Consider the following 14,333-nt stretch of genomic DNA (forward strand, 5'->3'; position numbering starts at 1 on the left):
TCATGTTAATTTATACCTTCTGCAAAACAAAGTTAAGCTACCTTCGGTAAAGGTTGACCTGTTCTAACGTTGACTAACGTTATCTCATCAGCGCTGTTTAATTCCATCGAACAGCGGAATCCTACATATCCTAGGCGCGCTACTCCTGCTCTTTGCATGACCGCATGATAATTTTTGGCTTCTATACATTTGTAAAACTGACCATTAACGTACATTTCAAGAATAACAACCGAGTCACTATCATCATAATAGGCGAAACCATTAATCGCTTTTCTAGCTCTATTATATTCCCACCCGCCATGCATAAAAAGTTCCTTTGCTAGGCTTAACTTTTTTCGCCATTCAAACTTGTCAATCACCTGCTGATAAAGCTTAATATCTTTATTATTTAATGATTCAATCAACGCCCTTTGCTCAGACGAAACATTCATCTTCTGATGTTTATCTGCCGTGTTGAGTTTGGAAGTCTTTAGAGATCGCCCAAGTTTATGACTCAACAATGACAATGCTGTGTCATATTGTTCCGATACACCAATAAATCCGTAACTGACCCAAGGTAATCCTTTTAAAAATTGTGACTGTGAATTGATGATTCTGGGTATAGCTACAAACTCTTCAAGCGTGCCTTCATACCCCTCGATTCTTTGCACGTGTTTAAATTCGGAAATAACTCGCTCCACGGGATCACGCATAAAACAAATTACGTTATTACAATGACTAAGATGCAAATACTTGGATGTTGGGAAGTGGCCATATATACCTTTGACTCCCTTTTCTATCAGCTTATATATATCTTTGTCTTCATATACAAACTGTCGAATGTCTTTAGTTGTTGCTTTTTCCTCAAGCCCATAGTCACAGGCCAGTATTCCATCAGAATAGGCTTTCATCAAAGCGCTACGCAAACTGGTTCCAGCTGTTTTGGGAATATGAACAAATAGAAATGGGAAATTTATACTTTTCAATGCGATTACTCAGAATTCATTCAATAAAATAATTAGCAAGTTGTCTGGCCACAGCACCAGTGGATTGTTGAGCCACGATATCTTGCTGGTATATTTTCTGTTTTTCTCTCAATTCAGGGGCGTCCAGATATAACTCGATTTGTTTAACTAAATGCTCAGGAGTCCGAAAGCAAACACCTTTGTAGAACTGTTTCGCATCCTTATTCCAGTCACTGATAACGAACCCTCCCGCTTTAATAAAATCTATATATTTATGGCTAACAGACCCTATCCTATTCATTGTTGCATGATGATCTATAAGACAGATTTTGCACCCTCTCGCCAACAACGGAATATCCTCATAAGGTACGTTAGTAGCCGTCCAATATTTCTGCGCCAACGGGTTGCCCCCATAACTATCCCAGTTAGGGCCGTAAAGATTGAGCTTCCAACCATGTTTTTCAACGTAGGGTAAAACAGCTTCCAGAATGGGGCGAATTCTTGGCGTCCCCACAAAAGATATATCACACTGGTAACGCGGCCTAGTAACCAATGTAGGCTCAAGCGACGAAAAAGGACGAATGATATCCAATGGCTGATCAGTAGAAAACTTGCCGTTCTTTTGTAAAAACTCTAATCGATAAAGCTTCTTACGATTCAAAAATTGCCTAACACCATCACTACATACAAATATTCTGGTAAAGTGATTGATAGCTTTTAACTTTTCTGAATGACAATAAATTAATGCTAAGTTATTTGCATCTGGATCAAACCTGCCCACTTCATGGTAAAAGTAGCGCTCTGGGCCCCCTAACAAATAAATACGATTTTTTGATGCCGCACGATATTGAAAGCCCATCCTAACCAATTCAGCTTTGAGATTGACATAAAGTCGGTAGTCATACCAAAGCTCATTCTTATGTGGTGATGCAATACAGAAACTTGTCATTCAAACAACATGAATTAATAAAAAGGTAGATAAGCGTCATAACGTCTCTGGAACGGAATCTCTATTTCTGCCATAGCATCTGACCGTTTCAGATTTGACGACCAACTCAGATATTTCTGTCGCAAACGTTTAGCGACTTCAGGGTACATTTGAATTAGATTAAACGACTCCTGCGAATCGTTTTCTAAATCAAACAAATATTCTCGTTTAATGCCAGCCTGCAAATACTTCCATCGTCCTTCACGAACTGCCCGTTGTTTATAAAAGCGCCAATAAAGTGCTCTAGTATCCAGATACTCTGTTTCACCATTTAACGCGGACATTAAATCAACACCATCCAGTTCTGATAAATCGTATTCTCCGGCTAGTTTAAGCGCAGTATAAGCCGCATCAAGCGAAGATACTGGCTTATCAACGACAGTACCGGAATTCAAATGTCCTCTCCAATATACGATGTATGGCACCCGAATTCCGGCTTCGGTGAGCATTCCTTTTTCGCCAGCAAGAGGCACGTTCATCGATCCATCCCATGTGCCAAGCTGAGTCAGTGGTGCGTCCGTCATGTCATCCCCCAAAGGTGCTCCATTGTCACTAATGAAGTAAATTAGGGTATTGTCTAACAAATTGTATTTTTCCAGTGTATCGACGATTTGTCCCACGCCATCATCTATTGCAGACAGCATCGCCAATGCATATCGTCTACGTTCAGGCATGTCCCCCGGAAAGCGCGACAAATATTCGTCCGTTGCACTCAATGGTACGTGAGGACCGTAATGAGCAACATGCAGATAGAACGGTTTCTGCCAGTTTTTGTCAATAAAACTGGTAGCCGCTTTCGTTATCGCATCAAGTCGATACATACTATAGTTAGTATACGATGCCGGTTTAGGCTCTCCTCGAAGATTAAAGTTGGTCCAATAACGAATATTGAAACCAAAAAACGTGTCATCATAACCACGTGAATCTGGAAAGAATTGACGCCGTTCTTGCAGAGGCACATTACCTGCGTTGAATGGAACCATTTCGGGATGATTTATTGCTCCCCACTCTTTGGAATTACCATCTACCTCCAGGTGCCATTTCCCAACCATACCTGTTTGATAGCCCAAATTCTGAAAGCGATTGCCCAACGTCTCCACGCCAATAGGAATGGGAGTAAACTTATTCTCATCAACGCCAAACCGCTGTTGATATTGTCCGGTTATCATTGCTGCTCGTGAAGGAGTACATTGCGGTGCGGTAACATAACCGTGGGTAAAACGCACACCGTTATTAGCCAGATTATCAATATTAGGTGTTATAACATCGCTAAGCTGATTTTGAACCCCTAAGTCAGCATATCCATGATCATCGGTAAAAATAACAATAATATTGGGGGGGATTACTGTCAGCGTTACTGCTTTCTTGAGACTGCTTAAAATATTGTTCACTGAAGTATTAACCGCAACATCTGTTGCCTCTTCACCGAACACTACTTCACGAGCAACTCGATCTGACGAATAGAGAATATAGAACATATGTGATGAATTTCTTCTTATAGCAACATCAGCTATACCATCACCATCGTAATCAGCAGGAACCGGTATATCGCTATTTTCCTGGCCGAAACGAACACGTTGTATTCCATCTCGCTGCTCTGAATTAAAGTTCGTATTACTCGAATTCAAAATATACCAAACGCCATCTGATGGTCGACGAACAGCAATATCATCAATACCGTCACCGTCATAATCAGCAGGAACCGGAATATCCTCTTTTTTAAGACCAAAGCGCACGCGTTGAATTCCGTCGCCCTTAGCAGAATTTAAATTATTGCCACTCGAATTCAATATATACCAGATACCGTTAGATGGTCTTCTTATGGCAATATCATCTAACCCGTCGCCATCATAATCTGCGGGAACCGGAATATCACCGGGCTGGAGCCCAAATCGCACTTTGCGAATTTTGAATTTGCCTTCATCACTATCCGGCAACGATATATACCAGGTCTTGTTCGAAGGCCGATAAATAGCGACATCCGCTTTTCCATCTCCATTGTAATCAGCTGGAACCGGTATATCGTCCCGTTTAAGTCCAAACCTTATACGCTGAATCCCGTCGCCCTTCGCAGAGTTAAAATTACTGCCACTCGAATTCAATATATACCAAGTCCCGTTAGAAGGACGTCGAATCGCGATATCAGTCATACCATCGCCGTCATAATCGGCAGGAACAGGAATATCTCTCGGCTGAAGGCCAAAGCGAACTCTTGTTATATCAGAACCGAGTTGACCATCAGCAGAGTTTAAAATGGTCCACAATGATAACGGTGGATGTCTGAGAGCGAAATCTGCAACACCATCACCATTATAATCGTGTTTTGTTGAGGTCATTTTATGAAAACTTGCTGCGTTCAACGAGCTAACAAATACATTCATCAACAACATACTTAGACTGATAAATTTAAGCAGGTTCTTCATCAATTATTCCTGATATTACGACTTCAAAATATTTTTCTGACCACATCAATTATTACTGATATATCCAGAAACGAATAAAGAGTAAATAGAGACATCATCGCACAACAAACATATATTTCGGCAACCTAACTTTCGCCATATTTTTCAATATATTTTTTAATTTTGTCTTTAATCTGCGGGCCCTTTGACCTATAAATTAACGCTTGCTTCCATATAACATGTGCCACGTGAACATCAATTTTCTCTGCCCCTTTGGCGAGTTCAACTAATTCGTCAGGGTCCTGACAACGTTTCAAACGGGTAGAGTTCATCATCGCTGTAGTTAGTTGCCTATATTCTTTATCCGTACATCCCCTAAATACACGAAATAGATCCAGAAAATATTTACGAGGAACATTAGGTAAATATTCCAATGTTCGTTGATAACGTGACTGAACAAACTCTCTTGCCTTGACTAACATTTCATCAAACGACATAGATTGAACAAACTGGCTATGTGATTCGATGTATTTATCATAACCATCCTTATTCAGCTCAAATAACACTTCTCTTCCCGCACATTCATTGTAACCTCCCCGATTCAGCTTTATTTGCAATTCATCTGAAGGTCTTCCTCTATTCAATAAAGAGATATATTCCATCGGTGAGCGGAATGCGCGATGAATAATCATAACCGGACGCAAATGTTGCAAGTCTCGATGTAAACCTTCTCTTAATTGAGCATCACGCACAAATGGCTGTCCATCAACAAGAACCGAGTTTCCAGAATCAAGCTCGGGCATATGAAAGCGATGTTTTAATACTGGGGCGGTGATTTTTATTAGTGTTTTAACTAACGGATTGATTCTTCCCTGAATTTGTTGGGCTAATGGCAAAAAAGCATCATCACGTCCGAACTCATTTATCCATTCAAACGAAATTGTATCGGCGTGGGGATTTTCAGCAATACACTCTTGTATTGACTTACGTAGACTTTTAGGAGTCCAGAATTCATCAATATCAAGAAAAAGAATATAATCGGCTTCATCATTTACTTTTGCTTCTTCAAAAGCTTTTGCATAAACAATATATTGCAAATTACTTTGCGCTTCCTGCGGACAAGTATCAATCCAGTCGGCACTTATTCCTCGTACCTGAGGGTAAGTTTTGTTAATAAAATTAAGCATCTGCAAGCTGTTGTCAGTTGTTCGATTAACATAAACATCAATAAAATCGAATCCCAAATACAAATGGTGGTGTATCCAGTCAGGCAAGTATGCTGCTTCATCCTTGGCAACAGCAACAATTTTTACCCTCGGATTATTTGAGGAAGCATTTTCATTCATCATGTATTAATGGCTTCCTTCAAATGTTCTGTAATCTGATTTAGAATTTTTTGCCCTTCAGGGTTAAACATCCAATCTGCTTTAGCCAGTCGAATTTTTTTCACAACAGTATTGGGTTCATAGTTGATCATATTATTAGCAAACTTATCTGCCATAATGGTTTCACAGCGAATATCAATAAAATAATTACCTACAGTCAATTCTTGCTGATATGCGGAAATGATCGATTTTAATTTGCCAAGACCAATTTCTTCAAGTTGTTCCTGCTGCTGAGCGAATTGAGTTCTAACCCAAGCTCCGTCAATATCATACAAAGCCTTAAACTGATGATTTAATGCACGAATAATTTCGATATCAGTAATATCCATTGACCGGTTGACTGCCTCTGCATTGTTTTCTGCCGTTACAAAGTCATTTTGCCACTCAACATTATCTAATGTTTTGATGAAATCTCTTAATAGGCTGTTATTCTTGGCTGAAGCATCGTAATCAATAATCCTGATGTTCTCTTTGCCGAAAACATGACTAAACATATTTAATTTTAGGTCGGCGGATAACATTTGACTTTGTCCGGGGCGTGCCAAATGGTCATGATAATAACTAAAGAAAGTGTCAGTCCCTCCATGCTTAATGACTTCCTGCCAAATTGAATACAGTTTGAAACTTGCTCGACGCCAACCAAAAATAACAACAATTTTTTTTGACTCTATATTATGTTTTAAGTACTCAAAGTCGTCTTTATTCAGCGAAATAAAGTCTTCACTGGACAATAAAAAGTCATGTTGCTCATTGTTGAAAAAATCTCTATCTTCTTGTGATAATTGACGATTAACGATAAGTTCACGGAATTCATGATGCCCAAAAATCTTCTGATATCGCTTCGGATAAACTAGGTTTGACTTAAATAGCCACCCTTGATTATCAAGCAAAAACTTTTGAATAAGTGTGGTACCTGTTTTGTGCGGACCTACATGCAAATAAAGTGTATTCATTATTTCGTTCCCTCTTTTTATTCGTGCGGAATGCTATTCACCAAAAAACGGATAGCGGCCTAAATTACTGACTAATCGCCCCCATTTATTGACATTATTCTCGTCGAAAGACTCCGAATGCTTAAAAACCGGTTCAAATCCAGCAGCTTGCCATTTATCAACCGGATGAAGAATATGCATATTAGCTAACCCAAAATCTCCACATATTTGGGCGTCAGCTCGTACATTATCTCCAACGTGAATATGACTTACATCACAGGAATCAATTTGATTTTTTAGCATTTTCCACATCGTCCCTGCATCTTTCCTTAACCCCAATTCACTTGAAACAAAGAGCTTATAAGGCACTCCAATCCCAGCTTTCCTTAACATATATTCTATTTGCGCCCTCGTGTAATAAGTATCCGTCACAAACCATATTTCGCGCTTGATTGCATTTAGTTGATGCACCAAATGAATCATTTCATCCTTTGGCTTTATACAACTCAAATCATGACTAAACTCAAGCTGCATCCAGGCTTTACTTTGCTCCGGATCACAGCAAAGCATTTTAGCGATTCGCTGGTAAACTTCCTCAATACTGACATCACCTTTAAACTGTCTCTCTCTTCGTAAGGTTAATTCCACATCGTTCCTCAAAGTGAGAAACGCCTGGGGACCTGTAACCAGTTGTTCTTTAGCCAACTCTTTGCCTACTTGCCATTTAGCAAAATCGGGGTGGGTATATTCACGACGGATAACAGTGTCAAAAATATCAAATGAGATCACATCGAAATTACGGAGTTCCTGAAACAACTGTTCAGGTGGCTTATGGTAATTACTAAATATAAAAGATTTGTCACAGGTAAACTTAGCCGCAGCAGGACTATAAAAGAATTGTTTGTATTGATTTTTCTCTACTAACAAACCCAAAACGCGTTCCAGTGCATGTAACCATGAGCCATCATTTACCAATGGTTCTTCCGGAAAGTGCTCATATTCATATTCCACCTCAAACAGTTGCTTTAATGCCTGAGGACGTGCCCAAAACATTCCACCCACCGGATAATTGACGAAATCATTGGTAATATCAATTTGCCATTCATCAACAAAAGCTTTTGCGTAAGGTTTATTACAAGTCCAATGATTAACCCATGAGGGCATCATCCAAAAAGATGTCGGATAATACATACCCAGCTCAGGATATTCTGCAAACAACCGTAATAAACATGCCACAACATGTCGGTCTTTGAATAAGTACTGATTTAGATAATCAAACCATTGGGTTTGTTCTCGACCTGAATAAAGTGACTTTTTAGAGTGCAGATGACACATCAAATCATAGGCAAGTAATTGTTTACCAAATTCAACCAACAGCGGACCGAAGTTTCGGCCTCGATTGGGAGCAACAATGATAGACAAGTTTTTCACTTGTGCTATTACCGGGTACCGCAACTCAACCTGACGCTTTATATCTTCATTGCTAACCGCAACAAAGACGTCAACGTCCATTGGAAATGAGGTCAGGCAATTGGCAAACTTATCCACAAAATCGGCGTAGTAGATATGCAAACAGATAGCCACTTTCTGTTGAGCCCAATTGGAAGCTTCGGTCGCAATCAGTTCATCTTTGGGATGCCAACGAAGATGAGCTGGCAAAATCCGGCGATTTTCACTTTTCCCGTATTTCAGGTAGTGTATTAGCGGGCTGGTTCCCTGATAATAGATATCCAGATTAGTTCTTAAGTAACTCTCGTTATCAAAAGTAGCCGACGGATTCACATTGGCAAAAATGGACTTGGTTAAATAATCCTCGTAGGCAGCCAATGGGTTAGCAAATTTACCATAGCGCTCTTCATACCATTTCAGGTCAAATAAATTTTGCGCCACAGCATCATTAAATGTGCGCCTGAGTTTCCTTTTAGAACGAAATCTTCGCCAGTAGTCATAGCGCAATATATTTTTTAATTTTGCTTTCATCATTACATACCAAACAATTGTAATGGATTGACATTACCATGGCCTGAAATGGCATCATCAACATCAAATAACGGCCATGCTACTCTGGGTAATAAGTTCCGTCTGCTTGTATATTGTTCATAAAGCGTCTCTATCTCTTGCACACTATATCGAATATCATTCCGGAACATATGGAAGACGGCAGCTTCAGCTCCCTGCATGACACGATCCAGTTCGTGAAAATTGCGCTGGGTGTACGCCTGCCAGCCAAACAAAAATTCGAAAGGCTGCGCATCAAATTCTGATTTCTTAACCAAATCAATCAATTGACCATCAGGAGCTGTCAGCAAAGACTCAAGAAATAAAGAACGATCTAGCATCGTATAGCCATCTCCCATACGAACCTTTTGCTTAAACGCCCAATGCATAGTCGCCCGTTGATTACCAATTTTATGCTTTCCGGGATTGGTAGCGATAAAATAAAATCCTTCCGTATTCTGCTCCAACATATGGGTAAGCAATTTTTGTATCGTTCCTGAATAGCCAACATCCAGAAAAATCAGAGGTTGTGACCCGGTAAAGTTAAGACTGCGAAGATAATCGAAATATGCATTGCGACTAGATAACACGAGTGCATCCAGTTCTGGTAAATGTTTTTTCAATACACCTCGCAATTCTTCTTCTTGCTCTGGCAATATCCATTCGGTGGATAATTCTGTTTGTGAAAAAACATCGGCAATTTGTTCAAAATGGAAACCAAATCGGCCCGTCAATAATTTTTGTAAAGTCCCTTTAAACTTATGCGTTAAACTCCATTGCCAAGTATAAATATCAGCAATATTTATTCTGAACAAAAACGTACGAGAAACATATAGATAGTCATTGTCTAATGTCGGTATGAGCTGCTTTTCAACCAGTCCGTTGTAAACTCGATCAAAAAAATATCCCTCACGCGCAAGGAATAACAATCTGGGATTGTCTAGAGTCTGGATAAAACTATCTAGCTTATGGAAATATTCACCACATATAGGGCCTAAAAAGTTATATCCGAAATCAAAAAGCGCTGTATTTTTATCCATGAAGATTCGGCAGACCTATGACAAAAAACGTTTAATAAATATGCGATGCAAAGCCAATGAGTTTTGGCGCGGCATAGTAGCACATTTTACTTTCAGGATTCACCAGAACTGCTCTAAATGCGCCAGTATATATTGTAATTCCTTTCTTTCTTGTTTTAACTGATATCCAGCCACTCGACGCTTACCGTGAAACTGATAGTAAAATCGGTATGGACGAGATAGTTGCTGAAGCGCTTGATGGATACCCGTACGGCAACCTTGTTCGCTATGTTCACATTCAACAATATTTGCCCCTTTAGCCGAATATTCTCGGCTGGCAACGCAGTCAGGCACCACTGCCCAGTCACTTAGTTTCATCGCTTCTATGCCCGGTAAAAAGAAACCTTCCGTTTTATTAGGTAGAGGCAAGCTAATTCGGCTGGAAGCCATGCTCGAGTATACAACATCCCTTTCAACCGCTTTATTATGCAGTAATACTGACATTCCCTTAGACCTTGCCCAATCTGCCAACGCCCCCCCCAGTGCCGGCTGTTTTGGTGCCAAAATATACAAATCCCGTACTTTAGGTACTTTGATAGCAGGAACCTGATGACCCATTTTAATCGTAATGCATGGACCATTTGCAAAAGGCGCTATCGCTTGACGCACCGCATCCGAAACACAAAGCCGAATAGCTTTATATTGTAAAAACTGATGTAGTGGATGATTGGGATCTCCATGACGTATATGTTGGATAAGGTTAACTATGGGCTGCTGAGGATTATAGAAAGGTAAATAGGCTTTCCAATCCAGGCCAGCCAGAAAAATAATATCTGCTTCTGAGGGGGTGTAATCATCAAGGTAACTAACACCAGTTATATTGGTAAATAACTCAGGGTTAACCGACGCTTTATTTTCTACCCACAAGTTTACGTCAAACTGACCAGATGCCAAAGTATGTGTCAGATAATCATAAACCTTTTGGTGCCCTCCCGTGTAGCCGTGATACCATCGGTGAAATAATATAGTGCGCTTTTTACTGGTCATTCTTTTGTTTAAATCCTGATTAAAATATTCAAATATGACCAGCCAGCAGCCAGACAATAACTATTAACTATTTTATCCTAAATGAAGAACAAGCTAGGTTTGATCAACTTACATATTATTGGTGTGCAAAAAGCGGGAACAACCGCCCTTGCCAGTTTTTTGCATCAACATCCCGACATTTATGTCGTTGACGGAAAAGAAGCACACGCTTTTGACCATCCAAATATTAGTGTCCATCCCAACCCCTCGGCTTTTATTCAGCAACACTACAATAAGCGTCTGAAAGCATTCAATAATGAATCGATAATATGTGATGCCACTCCCATTACTCTGTACCACCCCGCATTTCTGAAAGCCTGCTATCGCTACAATCCCGATGCCAAATTTATTGTAATACTAAGGGATCCTGTTGAAAGAGCGATCTCACACTATCAAATGTCACGACGCGAAAAAGATGAACACCGCTGTATGCTGGTTGCCTTTATACTGGAATCATTCAGACTGAGAAAGGTGAGAAAACATAAAAGCTGGCCTTTTAGATCCGCTTTTCGCACTCAATCTTATCTGCACCGGGGCCTCTACCGACAACAATTGGATTATCTGTTTCAAACCATTCCCAGAAATCAAATTAATGTCATGATGCAATCAGACCTAAAACATAATCATCAAGCTACATTAGCGCGTATTTTCAAATTTCTAGACTTACCAAACGCTGCCATTGAACCCAGAACTGTCTTTGTCACCGAACAAAATTTCAGCCACTGGAGTGATACTTTGGCTAAAATATATGCTCGTCTTTTTTACCGGTTAAAACGTGAGACTCCCGAGCAATGGCAAAAATTAATTATGGGAGGCATGTAAGTCACCGCCCACTATCACTAAATTTGATGACTAAATGCTCGTGTAAAGCCATTTTGTTTCAGCAGCCAGGCTAACGACCAATTAATTTCGTCCCCACTCTCGAACGGTTCTAAAAGTGGGATTTCAGTCAATGAAGTCGTTAATGCATCGGGACGATACCAAAACATTTTGCCCATAATCGGTGCTATCACTTCTCCCGAATCAGATTTTGATAATAAATTGTTGTTTGGAGAAACATCTTTCAGCACGTTATTGATCAAATAAGTATTGAGTGGTGCAGATAACAACCCTAACCGGTGATTCTCAGCAAATGCTTGCATAAATTGCCTAATACGTTCACCTGAGCCTAATAGCCAAAACAACTGCTGGAGACGCCAATTTTCAAGCTCAACGGGTTGTGATTGCACATCAGTAGTTAATCTGCATACCAACGAATAATCTTTTGCAGTATCAGCTTCATATTTTAATTTTTCCAGAAAATCACAATCTACAGGCATCGAAATGATTCTGACGTTACCACTTGAAGCAAAAACTGAATTGATTTGCTCGAATATACTAGAAGCCACAAAAATGAATATATCTGACTGATAGGGTATTTGTTTGATAAAGCTACTCATTTCCGCTAAAAGCTCTACATTGGTCACTTCTAATGTAATAGCTAATTTGAGCGATGCCGACTCACTTCCCGTCGCTATTGGACTGCTCACAAGTTCAGTTTGGCTATCGAGCTTTAATTCAGTAGTCAACACTTCGCTGCTAAACAAAGATTGCCAATGTAAATAAATATGACTACACAAATTGATTTGCGATCTGGGAGCAAGCTGAGCAAGTCCGTGACCTAACCATGTTCGATTGCGCCGTTGGATAAACGCATTCTGACGATAAAAGTGATCTCTCTGCTTGCCTTGCTGATAATCTTCACGCATCGCTCCTACCACATTTTCATAATGTTCATTATCAGGCAAGCAATACATCGAGAAATCATATGAAAGCTGCGAGGCCACATCCTGCTTTGGCTGTTCTTTGAGTAGCATATGTTGCTGAGTACTCAAAACAACGGAATTTTTCGGTTCCATGGCCATAGCTTGCTGCAAGTATCGACTAGCCGTTTCTTGTTGTCCCAATGCGTGGTGAACATCGGCCAACTCGGCAACAATTTCAACATCTGAGTCAGGTAATGTAGCAATATCACCTAAACAATCGGCAACCGTATGTAACCTATTCTGTGAGCGGTATAAATCAGCCAAAGCTCTCATAGGCATGGCTGTTTGACTGGTTCTCAAACTTAACAACAGAGAAAACTCGGCTGCGATCAAGCAATTCTTGTCTCTGGCGATATCAGCGACTCTAATATAAAAATTCGCATTATTACTGGCTTTATATAGCAGTGTTGCCGTCAAGCGCTTAATCAGTCGGGGTTTATCGGCATGTTCAAGAGCAATAATAATTTTATGCTCTGGCTGTTGTAGCCATTCCAGCATTTCTGGATCGGAATCGGTCAAGTCAGACAAGGACAACACCGAGAAAGGATTAGCCTTGATCAGCTGCTGCCTGGTTAATGTCATCCAGTCAGGCTGTTCATCAGTAAACAAGTCCCAGTCCGATAGTTTCCAACTCTGACTATACGTTTGCATTGCACGTATTTTGGCCAGTCTGGTAATAAGATATTGTTCGGCTCTGTGCGCAACTTTGGCTAATGTCTGATAATGTTGGCTATGAGTAAAAGGTCTGTTAAGTAACTCTTCCAGCAGAGCCGGTTTAAATCTGTGTGGCGGAATCCTAACCAGGAAACCAAAACTTTCATCCCAGCTTAACCCGGCTAAATTGAACCGAGTTTCAGTTGATTCTACATGCGGTTTCGATTTGAGCTTACGAATAAAATGCCGCGGTGACGGAAACCAGTTATCTTTTATTACCTGAGGGATTTGTTCACATGCAACATCCGCTTGCTGTTGCAATTCACTCCACAAATTATCTAACAGCTGTCGTTGAGCCGCCGATAACATATTGATGGTTGACTCTAGCGCTCTGTCCGTCATCAAGTCCTGCCTGAAGTTTTGGCAAGTAAAACTCGTCGATGACAAGCCTATTTTTTTTGCAAAATGGTTAACTGAATCATTTTTAGTAATTAACGCTTCTTGTGATATTAACAAACATTTTTCGGGATGATCGCGATAAAAATCCAGTATCCGTTTATTAGTGGTACGCCACATATCAAAAGCGAGATCAGGTTGCTGCCAAAAACTGAAATTGAGCTTATTACTGTCAAGGGGATGAATGCTATTAACCAAATGGCGGCTATGTCGTTTAAATAATGACTGGCATGCCGTTGTCCAATGGCGGTAGACAAATATATAACGAAGTCGATCACCAGCAGCTAATTGCCAATCTTTCAAAAAAAATGCCGCTCGTGGATCTTTTACGCCGTTTAGCATACCTCCCGCACGTTTTTCATTAACATAGCGGGCAATATAATTAGATAACCAATTCGGTTTCACCAAAGGTGCATGATCGTGATAACGCCAGTCAACGCCATTGATACTGAAAATTTTATCGTGTAAACGAACAATAGGTAAATCTTCTACATGACCGAGCGGGTTACTGAAACTGGCTCCCATCAGCTCATTTCCCATGTGCATACCGTTGTCAGCCAACGTTTGAGCCACCAATGACGTACCGCTACGATGAAAACCGGTACATAAGTAAAATAAGGAAGAATTATGCGGATTTTGATCAGGCATGAAAATTATCTATTTA

The 14,333-nt window shown here is 40.2% G+C and carries 10 protein-coding genes; 1 reads left to right on the top strand and 9 read right to left on the bottom strand.

The features are described from left to right. Positions 1-32: 32 nt before the first annotated feature. The 8 genes from V1467_RS14575 to V1467_RS14610 form a co-directional block, all read right to left on the bottom strand. Positions 33-965, bottom strand: coding sequence for a sulfotransferase family 2 domain-containing protein (locus V1467_RS14575; protein ID WP_416305700.1), 933 nt, complete (start codon positions 963-965; stop codon positions 33-35). A gap of 16 nt (positions 966-981) precedes the next feature. Then, positions 982-1,893, bottom strand: coding sequence for a hypothetical protein (locus V1467_RS14580; RefSeq protein ID WP_416305701.1), 912 nt, complete (start codon positions 1,891-1,893; stop codon positions 982-984). 14 nt (positions 1,894-1,907) lie between these two features. Further along, positions 1,908-4,355 carry a sulfatase-like hydrolase/transferase gene (locus tag V1467_RS14585; RefSeq protein ID WP_416305702.1) on the bottom strand — a complete coding sequence of 816 codons (2,448 nt, stop codon included), beginning with the start codon at positions 4,353-4,355 and terminating at the stop codon, positions 1,908-1,910. A 125-nt stretch (positions 4,356-4,480) separates the two neighbouring features. Then, entirely contained in the window at positions 4,481-5,683 is a 1,203-nt protein-coding gene (locus V1467_RS14590) for a glycosyltransferase family 2 protein (RefSeq protein ID WP_416305703.1), read from the bottom strand. Then, positions 5,680-6,672, bottom strand: coding sequence for a hypothetical protein (locus V1467_RS14595; protein ID WP_416305704.1), 993 nt, complete (start codon positions 6,670-6,672; stop codon positions 5,680-5,682). The genes V1467_RS14590 and V1467_RS14595 overlap by 4 nt, the downstream gene beginning before the upstream one ends. A 33-nt stretch (positions 6,673-6,705) precedes the next feature. Then, the gene (locus V1467_RS14600; protein WP_416305705.1) at positions 6,706-8,634 is read right to left on the bottom strand and encodes a rhamnan synthesis F family protein; all 1,929 of its coding nucleotides are present in this window, start codon (positions 8,632-8,634) and stop codon (positions 6,706-6,708) included. Further along, complete coding sequence (locus V1467_RS14605; protein WP_416305706.1) at positions 8,634-9,689, bottom strand: HAD family hydrolase; 1,056 nt, start codon at positions 9,687-9,689, stop codon at positions 8,634-8,636. The genes V1467_RS14600 and V1467_RS14605 overlap by 1 nt, the downstream gene beginning before the upstream one ends. Before the next feature lie 99 nt (positions 9,690-9,788). Further along, positions 9,789-10,715, bottom strand: coding sequence for a hypothetical protein (locus V1467_RS14610; protein ID WP_416305707.1), 927 nt, complete (start codon positions 10,713-10,715; stop codon positions 9,789-9,791). Positions 10,716-10,838: 123 nt separating this feature from the next. On the opposite strand from V1467_RS14610, the gene V1467_RS14615 reads away from it, so the two are divergent. After that, positions 10,839-11,576, top strand: coding sequence for a sulfotransferase family protein (locus tag V1467_RS14615; RefSeq protein ID WP_416305708.1), 738 nt, complete (start codon positions 10,839-10,841; stop codon positions 11,574-11,576). Positions 11,577-11,593: 17 nt separating this feature from the next. Here V1467_RS14615 and V1467_RS14620 read toward each other — a convergent pair whose 3' ends face one another. Further along, positions 11,594-14,317 carry a rhamnan synthesis F family protein gene (locus tag V1467_RS14620; protein WP_416305709.1) on the bottom strand — a complete coding sequence of 908 codons (2,724 nt, stop codon included), beginning with the start codon at positions 14,315-14,317 and terminating at the stop codon, positions 11,594-11,596. Positions 14,318-14,333 lie beyond the last annotated feature (16 nt).

This window comes from Neptunicella plasticusilytica, assembly GCF_047922965.1.
In the GTDB taxonomy this organism is placed as follows: domain Bacteria; phylum Pseudomonadota; class Gammaproteobacteria; order Enterobacterales; family Alteromonadaceae; genus Neptunicella; species Neptunicella plasticusilytica.